This window comes from Desulfobulbaceae bacterium (assembly GCA_013792005.1).
Classification (GTDB): Bacteria; Desulfobacterota; Desulfobulbia; order Desulfobulbales; family VMSU01; genus VMSU01.
Genome location: VMSU01000192.1, coordinates 1 through 15,481 on the forward strand (window position 1 = coordinate 1; position 15,481 = coordinate 15,481).

Sequence of the window (15,481 nt, forward strand, 5' to 3'; positions counted from 1 at the left end):
CCTGCGCGATTTATATTGACCCGCTTCGTCGGTCAATAAAGCGGTCTGCGAAGTGTGCCAGTTGCACATGAGCAGGCCGCTAACAAAGTAGATGGGGTGCCCGGAGAACGTTTACTTTTTTTTGTACCAGCTGTAAAGAGCCAGACGAGACGGGCAGCATGGCGGCAGGAGACTTGGCAGAAGATAGTTGAAGAGGAATTGTGGCGGCTGGCGAGAAAAGTGAATCATTCAGGTGGAGGCGGTTGCCTTCAATGGTATAATCGTCAGTTATAGCGGTCTGTCGCTAATTTTTGTCAAATTCTCTAAAAAAGCGTGCTTTGTCAGTCCTCTTGATGATTCGCATGTACATCACCCGCGTCGTTCCAGAATAGAAGTGCTGCTCAAGCGCCATGACCATGGAGCCCTTGTCAAGGTCAAGTAGCTCTGCTTCGCTGTCATTAGCGATCTCGGCATCAATAAAAATCCTGATTTTGGTGATTGGGGTCTTGTACTTTTTCTCGACGACCTCGACAATGTTCTTGTCGGTGAGATCTTCGCGAAGGAGTTCGGGACAGGTGCGGTAGGGAATATAGGATTCTGCCAGGAGCGCCGGGTCTGTGCCGACTGACAGTAACCGTTTGATATAGATGACATGATGTCCGCTTTCAGAACCGAGTTTTTCCTCGATATGATCAAGGGGGGTCATGGCCGTTTGGGCCAGGATTTTACAGGAGAAAGATGCTGCGTCCTCCAGCATCAATTCTTCAAAAGAGGTGGACATCGTTACTCCAGGAGGGGGCGATTTTTTGCAGACAAAGGTCCCTTTGCCTTGGTGCCTTATGAGATACCCCTGTCTGACGAGGTCGAGGATCGCCTGCCGGATGACTGCCTTGCTGACATTGAATTCCCGGCACAGCTCATCTTCGATCGGGATCTGGGCGCCGATCTGCCATTTGCCGTTTTCGATCTCATCGCGCAAGGCTTCCAGTACTTGTACGTGGAGTTTTTTGGGTCTGTCTCGGTCAATGGCTTTTGTTAGTCTCATGCCTGCTCGTGTTGTTCTGTAAGTGTATAATGTATGTTATTGTTATAATGATATGATTATAAGTATATTGATTATAACTTAAATTAATTATAATCATAACTTAGGCGATCATCGCCTTTTCTGTCAAGGACTTTCTGAGGTTTTTGGTGAGGTGATTATAAGGCGTGCCGTCATGGCGGCCTTGCAGGATGTGTCAGCCAAGTTGTTTCTGAACTCAGGAGGGAGTGAGACTGTGGTGGGGCGGGGGCGAGGAACTGTTAGGGGTGAAAATGGTGACGGGAGTGCCTTATTGTCAAGATGCAGCACTCGATGAGCGCGGTATCTTGACAATAAGGACGGATGATCTTTCAGTGCAGCAAGGTGTATTGAAGAATATAGGCCCCTATGCCGCCGAAATATCCCAGGAGCGCGAGCGGGGCGATACGCCGGGCATACCAGAAGAACTCGATTTTTTCGAGCCCCATGGCTGCAACGCCAGCGGCCGAACCGATAATAAGGATTGAGCCGCCTGTCCCAGCGCAATAGGCCATGAACTCCCATAAAAAGGAGTCGGGTGGGTACTGAGCGAGCGGATACATGCCCATGGATGCGGCTACGAGCGGGATGTTATCCACAATGGCGGAAACAAGGCCGATGATAATGACGATCAACGACTGGTTGCCGAGTTGAGTGTCGAGCATCTTGGCGAGTGTCGGCAGCATGCCGTTTGCGGAGAGGGTGGCCACGGCAAGCAGAATGCCGATGAAGAAGACCACCGAGGCCATGTCGATGCGTTTCAGGGCCTTGGTCAGGGTGAGGTGCTCCTTATCTTGCGGCTGTTTTTGTCGGTGGAGGAGGTTGGCGGTGAGCCATAGCACCCCGAGTGAAAAGAGGATGCCAAGATATGGAGGCAGGTGGGTCACTGACTTGAAGATCGGCACAAAGATCAGCGATCCCATGCCCATGAAGAACATAAAGGTCTTTTCAAATTGGGTGCAACCGTGACCGTGGTTGCTGTCTATCTGGTCCGGAGGCACAACATTGCCTTTAAGGAAAAATGAGGCCACGGCAAGTGGAATCACTGCATTTATTACCGAAGCAAGCCAGACGCCCTTGATGATGTTGAGTGTGGTGATCTGCCCCCCGATCCAGAGCATGGTGGTGGTCACGTCACCAATGGGCGACCAGGCGCCGCCGGCATTGGCCGTAATGACGATAATGCCGGCGAAGAAGAGGCGCTGGTCGTGATTCTTGAGCAGTCTCTTCATCAGTGCAATCATGACGATGGTGGTGGTCATGTTGTCGAGGATGGAAGAGAGGTAGAAGGTGATAAAGCCGATGATCCAGAGCAGGCTCGATAATTTGGTGGCCTTGATCCGTGAGGTGATGACCTCGAAACCGCCGTGGGAGTCGGTTACTTCGACAATGGTCATGGCGCCAATGAGGAAGAAGACTATGGCTGCGGTTTCAGCCAGCTTCTCAGTCAGTTGGTGGATAACGCTTTCAACGCCCAAGGGGCTGGCAAAGGAGTAGAGCGTCCACATCAGGCCGGCTGCGATCAGCGCCGTGGCGGACTTATTGATTTTGATGGGGTGCTCAAGAGCGATCAGTGCGTAGCAGAGCACGAAAACAACAGCAGTCATGGTCATCATGGTAGGTTCTCCTGTTATTTGGCAATGGTGATTGGCATGCCGAGCAGCGGCCAGAAGGTGACGATGGCGATGCCGAGCACCACCATGAGGATCAGGCTTGCCGGGATTCCATACTTGAAGAATTCACCGGTGGTGAACTGCTTTGAGTCATAGGCGATAGCATTCGGCGCTGCCCCGATCAAAAGTACAAACGGCATGCCGGCGGTCACCAGGGAGGCATAGAAGATGACGTCCGGCGCTACCCCGAGGTAGGGGGCGATGACCAGGGATACCGGGAGTGAGATGGCGATTGCCGCCACATTCATGATGAAGTTTGTCATTAGCAGCACAAAAAAAGCGATGCTGAGGATAAAGACGAGCCAGTGCGCATTCTGGAACATTACCAGCCAGTTCACCGCCATCCACTGGGCAGCGCCGGTCTTCCACAGGCAGAAACCGATACTCATGGCCCCGCTGAAAAGGAGGATGATGTTCCAGGGGATATCTTCAAGTTCTTTGACGGTCAAGACCTTGAAGAGAAAGAAAAGCAGTGTCGACAGCAGCATGATTGAGGCCCGGTCTTGAGATTTCAGCGCCGGCACGAAGGACTGGAGTGCCATAACCACCACGACGAGGAGCATGGCGACTATGACGAATTTCTCGTTAAAGTTCATGGGGCCAAGTTCCTTGGACAGTCGTTTGACCTTGTCACGCAGGCCTGGAATGGTCTTCTTCTCCGGTTTAAGGAAGACCATCAGAATCGCCCAGATAAGAAAGACCATGGCCCAGCCGATGATGCCCATGTAGAGGGGGAGATCGAAGAAGGGGATGTCCCGACCGGTGAACTCCTTGAACATGCCTGCTGCCGCCGGACCGCGAGCGGCGCCCAGAAAGGTGATGATGCTGCCTGCTCCCGCAGAGTAGGCCATGCCGATGAAAAGGGCCTTGCCGAAATTTGTCGGTTTATCTCCTTCGCCGTAGAGCGCATAGATGGCCATGAGAATGGGAAAGACCGTGGCTGCAGCCGCAGTGTGTGCCATGAAGTGGGCAAGTCCCGCCGTGACGACAAAGCACCCGAGAAGAATCATGCTGGTTTTTTCTCCAACGACCTCGAGCATCTTATACGCAAGACGTTTAGTCAGCCCGGACTTGGTGAAGGCAAGGCCTACTACCACCGAGCCAAAGATAAACATGACCGAGGGATCCATGAAATCCTTGAATGCTTCTTTTGCCGGTCGAATGGCGAAGAGGCCCTGAAATACCCCGATTGCAAGTGCGGTTGCACCGATCGGGATCACCTCAAACACCCACCAGATGCCTGCCATCAAGAAGAGGGCGATGGCGCCCTTTCCTTCTACCGATAAGGGAAATGCCTTGCCGCCAGGATCAATCGCATCCTTCCACGGCGGCATATAATAGATGAGAAGAAAGATTCCTAAGCCGAGGAAGATGAAAAACACCCTCTTCCAGTCAAACGGCTCTTTTGCCTCTGTGGCGATAACGATCTGCGTCGGAGGTTGGGGTAGTTCGTGTTGCATTGATTTTTCATTGTTGGACATATCTGTTCCTCCCTGTATCAGCTTTTTGTGCCGGCGTCTGTTCCCGTGAGAACTACGCCTGAAAGTTCATCGAATATTTCGATCATCCGCACTACTCCCACAAACTTATTGTCATCCAGGACTGGGAGGAGGAGGAGATCGTTATGGATCATCGTGTGCGCGGCCCTGGTTATCGGATCATCCTGCCTAACGAAATGTTTGACTGGGGTGAGTACCTCGCCGACCGGCTGGTCGGCCATGGCTGCCGCATTTTCGGTGAAAATGGCTTCCCACAGCAGGGCAAGACCGCTTTCATCCTCTTCCGGCACCTGCGCGGTTGTTACCGGTTGCAGAAATCTGGGTTCGAGTCCCTTGAGAATGTCTTTAAGGCTTAACGTCCCCATGAGGTTGTACTTCTCGTCAAAGACGAGAATCGTCATGGGATCATGGCATTTGCTTTCGCCGTTCATGAATACTTTTTTGGCAATCCCTATCGCCTGCCGAATTGTAAACCAGTAGGGCAGGTGGGGGTAGTTGAACACATCGAGCATGATATCTTTGACAACTTTTAACTGCGCCATAACGCCTCCTTTGTGATGCCTCACGGATGGGTGGGAAAGGGAAGGGGACCCCTTTCTTGCCGTTAAGCTTTTGGGTACTCACGATCATTCCCCCTGGTTTTTTGTAACTTAGCAGCAGCTCATCCGACGTCTCGGAGTTCGCGTATCTGTTTTTCAATAAGCCTGCTCTTGTGGGCGTGCTGTGCCAGAGCTGATGGCGTCGCAAAAAGCCCGATCTACTGCGTTGCAGCGCACTTTTGCTCATTCGGCACACCATATGTGTGGCCTCATTCGCAAAAGTACACTGCGCCTTGTATATCGGTCCTTTTGCTTAGCCATCCCGTGACTTTTTGCGAGACCATCAGAGCTAGGGGCCGCTTAAATGCTTGAGTGGCGGGTTTAGGGCTCGGCCATAAATCATTATTATTATATTCATTAGGATGTATTTCATTATAATGAATATAATAATAATGAAGAGAATATGATATAGCTTTATCGAAGTCAAGGGTTTTTTATAAATTATGTGTTGACCCTTGTTGTTAGTTTTTTCCCCTTCCGATTTTCAAGAAAAAACCGTACCATGCACTCCCCTATTCGTCTCAGTTGGATGGATTCTCTGACCCATATGGATGGTGTTCGTGCAGAGGGTGAGGTAAAGGTTTTTCTTGGCAATAGTTGGGTGAGACTCTGATTTTGATTTGATCCCGGTCTGTTACGCGGAAGACAAATTTTGGTTTAACAAGAGGCGTTGCCGCCTTGGTCGCTCCGATGGAGCGGAGTATTGGTGATTTTGATGGCATTTTCATTTTTTCCCGCGAAGACCAAAAAAAAGGACGCTCTCACAGAGACCCTCAGGAATAACTATCGTACTTTCCAGGATCTTCTGGCGGAGAATAACCGTACCCTCACCTTGATGAGCGAACTTGAGCAACAATGGGCAGGGGAATCTCCCTGTGACTGGAATTATATCCGTTCCACGGTTCAAGGAATAACAGCGGGGGTGTACAAGCTCGTCACCAACATCAATACCCTTTCAAACAAGAGATATGCGCATCTCTTTTCTGTCCACGAGGAAATCTCTCAGAGGATTTGGCAAGAATTAAACACTACGACCATTATTCCGGTAAGTCCGTTGACTATCGATTTGAGAGATCTTACCAGAGATTCGTCTCTGGTTGCCGGCCATAAGAATGCCCATCTTGGCGAGATTTGTAGCCAATTGCAATTGCCGACTCCATCGGGATTTGCCGTTAGTTCTCATGCTTTTCGAGTTTTCATGGATCAGAACGGTCTGCGTGACGCCATCACCCTTTTGCTGAAGGAACTGGACGTTGAAGATTTTGCAGAACTCGCATCAATAAGTTTGCAGATTCACGAGATCATCATGCGGGAAAACCTACCCGATGATCTCGTTCAGGCGATTAGGCAGGAGGTTGCGGCCATGTTTTCGCCTGAGAGGTCAGCGGCAGGGAGTGAAATTATCAGGAAGGTGTCTGTGCGCAGCAGCGCCCTCTATGAAGATGGCGAGTTTACCTTTGCCGGGCAGTACGCCACCTTCCTCAACGTCATTCCCGAAGAGATTGCCGTGTGCTACAAGAGAGTTGTCGCCAGTCTCTTTTCACCCCGGGCGCTGTATTATTCCAAGTCCAAGGGCTTTGCTGACGAAGATATGGTGATGTCTGTAGGCGTAATGCAGATGATCGAAGCAAGGGCGGGTGGCGTGATGTATACCCGTAATTTCGATGGAGCTGCTGACGATACCGTTATTATCAATGGCGTGTGGGGATTGGGGACGCTGGTTGTGGATGGAGCCGCCACCCCTCACTCTTTTATCGTTTCCAAGCATGACGGCTCTCTGGTAACGATGACAATCCCTGACCAGGAAAAAATGGTTGTCTGCGATGAAGATAAGGGGGTTGTTGAACGCCAGGTTCCGCTGAGTCTTCGGAGAGTCGCCTGTCTCACCGGGGAGCAGCTCAGGTTGCTGACTGCCTATGGCTGTGCCCTTGAACGCCATTATGCCACTCCTCAGGATATTGAGTGGGCTCTTGATCAAGAGGGCCGGCTTGTTATTCTGCAAAGTCGTCCTCTCCACTTTGACGCTGGTGATCCTGTCGTCTCGCCTCTTTCTCCAATGCTGGACAACTATCCGGTGTTGATCAGCGGCGCTGCTGTTGCCTGCAAAGGGGTTGCCTGCGGTAAAGCTTTTATCTTGCGTGAAGAGGAGGAGTTACGGGATTTTCCTGATGGCGCCGTTTTGGTCGCCCATCACACCTCGACTAAGTTTATTACCGTTATGAGCCGGGCCGCAGCAATTGTTACTGATGTTGGCAGTATTACCGGTCACATGGCGCTGCTGTCCCGGGAATATGGTATTCCGACTCTTCTCGAAACCAGGATCGCGACACAATGTATTGAAGAAGGAATGGAGTTGACCGTGGATGCTACGAGGGGCATCATCTATCAGGGGCTGGTAGAGGAGTTGTGTGCCGATGGCAGGAACGTTGATTTGCGTCGAACGCTGCGTAAGAACACCCGTCAATCCAGGATCTTGGAGAAAACACTTAAACATATTGTGCCACTCAATCTACTTGATCCAGATAGCGATAATTTCCGGCAGGAGTGTTGTCTGACCATGCATGATATCACTAGGTTCATCCATGAAAAAGCCATGGCCGAGATCATTTTTATGAGCGGGCGGCCTCAGGAGATAAACTGTTTCGAAGATTTGATGAAGGCAGTGACTTTTTCTGATGCCGGTGATGAATCGTTGCGATCCCAGGCAAGCGATCTCAAGATCGATATTCCGATGACAACGCATGTCCTTGATCTCGATCGTGGTCTGCAGAGCAACAAAGGCACTGTTTCTGTCAAGGATATTTCATCGGATCCTTTTCATGCCTTTATGAGGGGACTTTGTTCAATGAAGTGGCCGCAATCGGTTCCGGGACAGAATGAAGTCCTTCCGCGCTTCCTGCATGCGTTGTCGGCAAAGGGACGGGGAAACAAGCCGGAGTCGAAGAGTTATGCCATCACCGCCAGCCACTATATGAATTTCAACTTGAAACTCGGATATCATTTTTCCATGGTCGAGGCGTATGCAAGCGAGAATATCAACGACAACTATATCAAATATTTCTTCAAGGGCGGAGGGGCATCTCCAGATCGTAAGTTACGAAGGGTGCGGCTGATTAAGGAACTACTGAAAAAGATGCATTTTCGGGTGGATGTTGTCGACGACGTTATTAATGCGATGCTTACCAAATATCGGCGGGAGGATATAGAGAAATGTGTGGAAATAATGGGCAAATTGACGGTTTATACCAAGCAACTCGACATGGTGATGTTCAACGATGCCGTTACCGATATGTTTATCGAGGACTTTATCCGTGATCATTTGACGGGGAGGGGCTTTTGAATCGGAGTTTTTGCTGGTGGGCACTTTCAATCTTCAGGACCAACTCGGCAATGTCACAGGGCTTGATCAGGTAGTCCAAGGCCCCGAGCTGCATGCCGTCGATGCCGGATTCGACCGAGGCATGGCCGGTAAGCAGAATGACTTCTGTTGTTGGTTGAATGCTCTTCATGTGACGTAAGGTATCGATGCCGTCCATCCCCGGCATCCGGATATCGAGAACCACCACATCAAATGACTGCTCACCCATGGCTAGGATGGCCATCTCGCCGCTTTTTTTTTCCGTTACATCCAGATTCCTAAGTCGCAGCCTGGTGGCCAAGGTTGTGCGAAAGTCCTGTTCGTCATCAACCAGTAATATCCGGATTTTTTCTTGGGCATCATTCATTAATTAGTTTCTCCTATGCACTCAGTGAGAGTAATGTCTTTTAGGGAATTATTGTACCGAGAAAAGTAAGGTGGCGCCATTTTTTTGAAGGTTTATTGTGGCGAGAGGTACACTTTTCGGTGGTATCTGGGTGTTTGCCCATTGGGATATTCACTTGTTAAGCACTTTGGCATAGAGTTGGTGGAGCTTTTCAAGCATCGCCGTCAGGCTGTAGCGCTGGCACACCGTTTGTCCCTCAGCCCTCAGTCGGTCTGTCAGTTCAGGATTGTCAAGAACTCTCAGGATGGCCTCTGCCAGGGATTTTTCATCGTTTGGCGGGACTAACAGGCCATTGGCGTCATGGCTGATCAGGTCGGGGATGCCTCCGGTATTTGACGCCACGACCGGACAGTTGGCGGCCATCGCTTCGACGAGGACTCTCCCCATTCCTTCGTTGAGAGAGGGAAGCACAAAGCAGTCGAATAGTCCCATGATGGTGTGGACGTCGGATCGCCAGCCCAGCAGCTTGACTTGGCTTTGGTGTCCCATGCTTTTGGCCCGATCACGAATTTCCTGTTCAAGATCTCCCTTGCCGACATAGACCAATTCCGCTTCAGGGTAACGTTGCCATACCCTGCCCATGGCTGCAAGCAGCACCAGGGGGCCCTTGATTGGCAGGAGCCAGCCTGCTGTGCCGACGATTTTTTCTGTCCTCGACAGGCCAAGGTTTTTTTTAATTTCTTCTGGATGGTTTAACCGTCCCGCCTGGTGAAATTCTTCAAGTTCAACCCCGCTGTGAATCAGTACCAGCCGTTCTGCTTTGCCCACCCCCAATCTGAGATAGTCATTGCGTTCCCCGTGGGTCAGGGCAACAAGGTAGTCTGTGATATGATAGAATATTTTTTCGATAATGAGATAGGTTTTGGCTGTTCTCGCGCTGAAATGACCGTAAAAGACATGGCCATGGGGGGTGTGGATGATATTCGGCACCTGGGCCAGCCAGGCGGCGAGTCGGCCAATGATGCCGGCTTTTGATGTGTGGGTGTGGACGATTGCCGGCTTCTCCCGGATAAAGAGCCACCAGAGGGTGAAAAAAGCCAGGAGGTCTTGCCAGGGAGAGATTTTTCTGATCAGAGCGGCCATGGGGTGAAAGACGACCCCCCGCTTGGTTGCTGCCTCGGTCTGTCGGAGAACCGAGGCTGTTTCATTTTCGGTCATGGCCGACTCTTCCGACAGGCCGTGGACCAGCATCACCCGGTACCGGTTGGCGGTGCCCAGGCAGGTCTGCAGGGTGTTTTGAGCGGAGCCTCCCATGTCGAGGCGGGTGATGACATGAATGATGGTGTGCATGACTGTCTTCCGAATTGGTTTATCAGGAAACGCCCCTTGAGTGGAACCGAAGGGAGATGGCTGGGGCAAGGATTTCACAATCTTTGGTAGGATTTAGCATCTTGCCTGTGGCCTTGTCAGCGCTGTTAATGTGCTTAGCAACAGCTCGTTGTGCCGCTGCCAAGCATAATGATTGCTTGCGAAGTTACGGCAATCCTCTCTCAGTTGTTGATAGGATTGTGTACGCAGGGGGAAATCGGTTACGGCCTGAGTGATGCCGTCCTCCATGGCTTCCTGGGAAGAGTCGTGAAACAGGAAGCGGTTATCAAAGCGGGAGAGGATCTCGGCTGTTCCCCCGATGGGGGTGCCAAGGACCGGGGTGCCGCAGGCTAAGGACTCAGGGGTGACCAGTCCGAATCCTTCCAGGCTGCGGGTCGGCAGGATAAAAAAATCGGCGCTGCCGTACCAGCGTGCCATCTGGTGGTCGGGGATGAATCCTGTCATGGTTACGACCCGTTCCAGATTCAGTTCATGAACCAGGCGGATCAGGTTGTCCCGTTCCGGGCCGTCACCGCCCAGGGTCAGGTGATATCGAGGTCCGTGCCGGTTGAGCCTGGCCAGGGCCCTCACCAGGGCGTCTAGCCCCATGCGCGGTTCAAAATTGCGGATCGAGAGGAGATGGATGCGGTCTGGGGGCCAGCCCATCTCGATTTTTAGTGTATTGCGATCTGTAGGCGGGCTGAAGCGGATAAGGTCGACACCGCCGGGATTAATAAGAATCTGTTCAGGCTTGATGCCGTGGATGCTGGCCGCCTTACGGCCCATGTAGTCGCTAAGCGCCATGACTCGCTTAGCTTTACGGATGACATAGGCCTCGATACCGCGACGGATCAGGGCGGGCAGCGTAGTCTTCCACTGAGGGGAGTTTTGGTTGGCAAGCAGATATTCTTCATGTCCCGGAGAGTGGAAGACGTAGAGCAGGGGAATTGAGCGGATTGCGCCGCTCAGGAGCAGAGGCAGGCAGGTGAATGGTTGATGGGCCACCAGTGCATGGAATCTTCCTTGCTGGCTGAGGTCGTGGTACAGCTTTTGCGGGTCACGGTGTAACGCGGCGAAAAAGCTTAAAGGGTGGCCAGGGTCGGCTGGGTAGCTTCCTTCGAGAAGCCCCCAATCATGGAGGAGGAGATCCGAGCCTCCTCTATGGCGGCGGGTGATGGCGCAAACCTCATGCCCTGCCTCTGCGCAGCCCTTGGTCTGCTGGAAGAGAACCTGTTCTGCCCCGCTTTCGGGCTTGCCCGCCGGGACGTCGGCTAAAAAAAGAATCCGCATTGTATTCATGGTTCATTTACCTGTGAGACAGTCTCTCTTTGGCCGAAGTAACTGATGCCCCCGTCGATCAACCCTTGTACCCCCTTAACGAGCAGGCCTGGATTCTTGGCGGTTACTGCGGTCAAGAAAAGTTTTGTCAATCGGACCAGCACAAAAAAAGGCAGGAATACACGCCGGCCGTGCTTTAATTGGAGCAGCATGTAGTTATGGCCGTACCAGTAAAGCCACCGGCCCATGTCTGGCATTCGGCAGCCGCCCCCTGCTTGGATTAAATGCACTAAGGCTGCCTCGGGTTCAAAGAGTATTCGGAACCCTTTTTCAGTTATCTGCAGGGCCAGATCGCTCTCTTCCAGATGGGCTGTGCCTCCAAATCGTTTGTCACTCAGGACCCCTTGGTGGAATACCTGTCGGCTCACCGAGAAGTTGCACCCTTGGAAATGGTCCACACGTTTACGCTCCATGGAGCTGAAGTGGCCGATGATCCTGAAGTCCGCCTGGCGAATGGTGCCAAAGGCGCTGTCGGAACACGGCTGAGTCCCATGGAGGATGACCCTGCCTGCCACGGCGCCTATTGTGGGATCGTCATAGGCCCTGACGTGGGCATTGATAAGACCAGGCTGCGGAATTGTATCGTCATCGCAAAAGAGGATAATTTTTCCGGAGGCGTGCTGGACACCTACATTTCTGGCGTTGGGGAGTCCTTTTTCTTTAATGTGCAGATAGGTAAGTTGCCGGTTCGTGATCTGCATCTCAAGCAGAATCGGAGATGGTGTATCACTTTGATCAATGATCACCAGTTCGTCGTCCCCCGAGAGAAGCTCAAGAAAATGGTTCACTGTCCTGATCAGCAACTCGCCCCGGTTGTAGGTCGGAATGATCACGCTGATACGCGGGCTCCCAGTCAGCATAGCGCCCTCCGGATAAAATTCTCGACTTCAACCCCCACTCTTTGCCAGTTGAAGCGCTCTTCCACGGCCTGACGCCCCTTTTGAGCCATGGCCTCCCTCTGCGTCGGGTCTCCGGCAAGTGCGCTTATTGCATGGGCAATCTCAGCAGGTGATTGCGATTCCACTGCCAGCCCGGCGCCAATTTCAGAAACTACCGGGCCGTATCCGGCAAAGTTGCTGGCGATTACCGGGATGCCGCACGCCATATACTCATACATCTTCATGGGGACCCCAGGAATTGGCCTAACAGGTTTAAAGAAACTTATCCCGACATCAAAGGCCTGGATCTGGGTGGGGACCTGTTGGTAAGGGATCAGCCCGGTAAAAGTTACATGACGCTCTATCTTCAACTCCCGAGCCTGGGAGATAAGCCTTTCTCTCTCTACCCCATCGCCGACCATCACTAACCGGAAATTTCTTACGGAGGTGATAATCTGGGGGATTGCGGCCAGGAACAGATCCATGCCGTGCCATGCGTACAGGGTGCCGACAAAGCCGGCAATGAAATCGTCCTCGCCGAGACCAAGCGCTTGCCTGGCTCTTTTGCGATCGCCTGGCTGAAAAATCTGATGATTGGCGGCGTCGCAGGGGATAATCTCAATCTTGCTCTCTTCGGTTCCATAGAGTGTAATCAGTCGCTGTTTGGTCTCCTGGACGGTAACGGAGATTCTATCGGTCAAGGCGCAGTTGATTCTGCTGATGGTTTTGATCAGGGCAAGCCTTGAGGGAGAGGCATTGATGAGCTGCAACTCGTCATAGAGGACTCCATTGACCTCCAGGCAATGCCTGACTCGAAACACTCCGGCAAGAAGAGGGGGCACAAAGGAGTAGGAGAGTTGCCGGGTATAGATACAGTCCGGCCGGTCGGCAATAAGGGCGCGACATAGGGTGACGCAGAGGGAAAGGTTAAAGAAGATTACGCCCCAAAGGCCCGTGAAAGGCGCAAAAATCCGGTGCACTCTCAATGGGGATGAAAAATTTATCTGGGGCGCAAAGAGCCTGATATCATTACCGGTCCTCTCGATGGCCTCAAAGGTCTCGATGAGATGAGTGATCCCGCCGCCTCCCGTGTTGAGTTTATCTCCTGTAATGACGAATATCTTCATCGTGGTCTTGATCGTGATGCCTGGGTCATTGAGGCCCTTAATTTTTTTGAAAAGCGACCAACAGGTGGCCGCCGGTTTTTTGGTTGGCTATCCGCAGGTGATTCCAGACATAATGCCAGATTATTTTTTGGAGCAAGCGAACTTCGAGGGAGAAGAAACGGTTCATGGTCAGGCGCATGAATCCTTTGAGTGCCGGGCAGGTGCGAACTAAATATTCGGCGCTCATCATCCTGACCGGCAACTGTGCTTCGGCAACTTGGGCTTCCAGGAGTTCTAAGGTGTAATGTCGGTAGTGCTTTGGCGTTAAGGGGGCCACGATAGAAGGGACCGATAGCAGCAGGTATCCGCCACGCTTTACCCGCAGAGATAACTTCTTCAGAAAAGCGGAGACCTCATGATCCGGAACATGCTCCAGCACTTCAATGGCCGTTACCAGGTCAAATTCTTCCATTATGTCATCGTGTTCGGCAGATCGAAATTCTCCATGCTCATTGAAGCCCCGGGCGAAATGTAGAGAGCGTTCCGAAAAATCAATCCCCACTAAGCGCTCTACTTTGCCTTGAAGCTCATGGATCAGCCGTCCGTCACCGCAGCCCACATCAAGCATCGTCTGAGGAGAGAGGTAGATGATAGTTTGGGCGATATGTTTTACGCAGCACAAGTAATCATAGCCCCAATCAAGGATCTGGGATGACGAAAATGAACCATCCTGCCTGATATGGGGGATGTAGTGGTATGGAAAGATATACTCCTGTTCTTGGAGCTGGGCTTTGTTCTCAGCCATAGACTTGATCATCCTTTAGGGCACTATTTTTTTGCGGTCAACGGCAAGCTCCTGGTCGCATTGTTGCGCCTGCCGTAGGTGATAGCTTAAGCGCCCTGCCATCAGGAGTGACCAAATGATATAGAACAGGCAATAGGCGACGGCGACACCCAACACATCAATTCTGTTGATGAGTGGAATGAGGAGCAGGAAATATGCGACTGATGAGACAGTGACGATCAGCAGTGATTGACCGGCCTTGCCCATGGCCAGCATCAGTGGGTGGAACGAAAAGGTGATAAGGGCGATCAGGACGGCAAGGGTATAGATAACAGCGATGGGGAAAACCGGGGCGTACGGAGCGCCCCAAAAGAAGATGATGAGAGGCTTGCCGATGACGATGAATCCCAGCCACCCAATCAGTGAGGGGATAGCGGCGATTACACACGACTGGCGGATAAGAGTTTGTAACTTGTCGATTTCTTTTGCCGCCCACAAGGTGGTAAGTTCCGGATATATTGCGTCATTGAGTGGATTGGTAATGCGGGTGAACAGGGAGGCAATCTGCTTGACGATTTTGATTATCCCGGCGCTGGCAGGACCAAGAAGGGCGCCAATGATCATCACGTCAAGCTCTCTGGAGGTTAAGCGGATGGAGCTGTGCAGGTTGGTTGTCGCAAGAAAGGCGACAATCCCTTTGTTGTTGGTGAGCGCTGGTTTGAGAGAGTTCAGGCGAATCGTGGGTTTGAATCGTGCGGCAAGAACTTTCCAGCCCATGCCCAGGATGAGCAGGGTGGCAACGGCCCCGGATGCCATCCAGATGAAAAGGAAAACCCATAGCTCGCCCTGGAAAAAGAACGCGGCCAAAACACAGCTCAGTTTGAAAAGGGCAACAAGAGTATTGTGCAGGGCAAGAAGCTTGAATTTATTTGAAATCTGCAGGATGCCAATCGCTGTGTCCGTTACACTGAAGAGGATGGTTAGGCTGTAGACAGAGGCCATGGTGGCAGTGGTTTGATCCCAACCGTACCAGGACGCTACGTTTTTGACCAGGAGCAGAGCGAGCAGTGTCGCCAGAATGGCGACCATGACATCGAGCAGAAAGCAAAGAGAGACCACCTCCATAAACTCATCATCCTTTTTATGCTCCAGCTTCTCCGCGCCAAATTTAACAAGCGCCTGCCAGGATTGAAAATTAAGCATCTGGGTCATAATAAGGGCGTAGGTCTGGATCAGCACGAAGGTGCCAAAGAGTTCGGGGCCGAGCTTTCTGGCGGTAAGGGCAAGGGCTGCCATGGTGAACAGATCACCTATAGTGTTGCCGCTCAGCAGATAGGCGGAATTCTTAAGCAAGCGAACCAGGATCGTCTTGTCCGATGATGCGTTGAATTGGCTGAAAAAGGCAGGCATCTTCATGTGGTCTGCCGCAGACGGATTTGGCGCCACGTGGCCACCGTGCGGTCATGGCTTCCTGGCTGCATCGGGAAGGGGTG

The 15,481-nt window shown here is 52.0% G+C and carries 12 protein-coding genes; 1 reads left to right on the forward strand and 11 read right to left on the reverse strand.

Annotated features, from left to right (window positions below; translation table 11 throughout):
- Window positions 1-283 precede the first annotated feature (283 nt).
- The 4 genes from FP815_12430 to FP815_12445 form a co-directional block, all read right to left on the reverse strand.
- Window positions 284-1,024: a GntR family transcriptional regulator gene (locus tag FP815_12430; GenBank protein ID MBA3015734.1), complete on the reverse strand. Its 741-nt coding sequence runs from the start codon at window positions 1,022-1,024 to the stop codon at window positions 284-286.
- 347 nt (window positions 1,025-1,371) lie between these two features.
- Window positions 1,372-2,655, reverse strand: a complete 1,284-nt coding sequence (locus FP815_12435; protein MBA3015735.1) for a sodium:proton antiporter — start codon at window positions 2,653-2,655, stop codon at window positions 1,372-1,374.
- 14 nt (window positions 2,656-2,669) lie between these two features.
- Window positions 2,670-4,193 carry an SLC13/DASS family transporter gene (locus tag FP815_12440; GenBank protein MBA3015736.1) on the reverse strand — a complete coding sequence of 508 codons (1,524 nt, stop codon included), beginning with the start codon at window positions 4,191-4,193 and terminating at the stop codon, window positions 2,670-2,672.
- A 17-nt stretch (window positions 4,194-4,210) separates the two neighbouring features.
- On the reverse strand, window positions 4,211-4,753 hold the full coding sequence (locus FP815_12445) for a CBS domain-containing protein (protein ID MBA3015737.1): 543 nt from the start codon (window positions 4,751-4,753) through the stop codon (window positions 4,211-4,213).
- A 772-nt stretch (window positions 4,754-5,525) separates the two neighbouring features.
- Here FP815_12445 and FP815_12450 point away from each other — a divergent pair.
- Entirely contained in the window at window positions 5,526-8,150 is a 2,625-nt protein-coding gene (locus tag FP815_12450; protein MBA3015738.1) for a hypothetical protein, read from the forward strand.
- On the opposite strand, the gene FP815_12455 is transcribed toward FP815_12450, so the two are convergent.
- The 7 genes from FP815_12455 to FP815_12485 all read right to left on the reverse strand — a co-directional run bounded on the left by FP815_12455 (window position 8,116) and on the right by FP815_12485 (window position 15,404).
- Entirely contained in the window at window positions 8,116-8,535 is a 420-nt protein-coding gene (locus tag FP815_12455) for a response regulator (GenBank protein MBA3015739.1), read from the reverse strand. The two genes, FP815_12450 and FP815_12455, sit on opposite strands and share 35 nt — an antisense overlap.
- Before the next feature lie 150 nt (window positions 8,536-8,685).
- Entirely contained in the window at window positions 8,686-9,864 is a 1,179-nt protein-coding gene (locus tag FP815_12460; protein ID MBA3015740.1) for a glycosyltransferase family 4 protein, read from the reverse strand.
- Window positions 9,865-9,957: 93 nt separating this feature from the next.
- Complete coding sequence (locus tag FP815_12465; protein ID MBA3015741.1) at window positions 9,958-11,181, reverse strand: glycosyltransferase family 4 protein; 1,224 nt, start codon at window positions 11,179-11,181, stop codon at window positions 9,958-9,960.
- A complete protein-coding gene (locus FP815_12470) occupies window positions 11,178-12,080 on the reverse strand; it encodes a glycosyltransferase family 2 protein (GenBank protein ID MBA3015742.1) in 903 nt (300 codons plus the stop codon). Before FP815_12470 ends, FP815_12465 begins: the two co-directional genes overlap by 4 nt.
- A complete protein-coding gene (locus FP815_12475) occupies window positions 12,074-13,225 on the reverse strand; it encodes a glycosyltransferase family 4 protein (protein MBA3015743.1) in 1,152 nt (383 codons plus the stop codon). Before FP815_12475 ends, FP815_12470 begins: the two co-directional genes overlap by 7 nt.
- A gap of 37 nt (window positions 13,226-13,262) precedes the next feature.
- Window positions 13,263-14,021 (reverse strand): methyltransferase domain-containing protein, encoded by a 759-nt coding sequence (locus tag FP815_12480; protein MBA3015744.1) that lies wholly within the window; start codon window positions 14,019-14,021, stop codon window positions 13,263-13,265.
- 3 nt (window positions 14,022-14,024) lie between these two features.
- Window positions 14,025-15,404: an oligosaccharide flippase family protein gene (locus FP815_12485; GenBank protein MBA3015745.1), complete on the reverse strand. Its 1,380-nt coding sequence runs from the start codon at window positions 15,402-15,404 to the stop codon at window positions 14,025-14,027.
- Between the last annotated feature and the right edge of the window lie 77 nt (window positions 15,405-15,481).